This window comes from Pseudomonas sp. 2995-3 (genome assembly GCF_002742565.1).
Lineage (GTDB): Bacteria > Pseudomonadota > Gammaproteobacteria > Pseudomonadales > Pseudomonadaceae > Aquipseudomonas > Aquipseudomonas edaphica.
In genome coordinates this window covers 1-234 of sequence record NZ_LJSB01000229.1, presented here as the reverse complement: position 1 = coordinate 234, position 234 = coordinate 1, and the positions used below count along the sequence as shown (strand labels likewise).

Here is a 234-nt window from a genome sequence, read left to right as displayed (position 1 = left end):
CTCTGGCACCTCTAAACCATGCTCATCAAAAATTGCTTGGTTATAGAATACTGGTGCAATGTTTAATTCTACTGGAAGTGCATATGTCTCTCCATTCACCTCATATGCATCAAGAACGCCACCGACAAAAGAGTCTCTAAAGTCTTCATCAATAATGTCTTCTAGTGATGCGAAACGCTCACCACGTACATATGGTTCCATAAACCCAGCAGCCCAAGTCATCCCTACATCAAG

At 42.3% G+C, this 234-nt stretch carries 1 pseudogene; it reads right to left on the bottom strand.

The features are described from left to right. Positions 1 to 234: pseudogene (locus AOA62_RS24150) on the bottom strand (hypothetical protein); the annotation flags it as partial.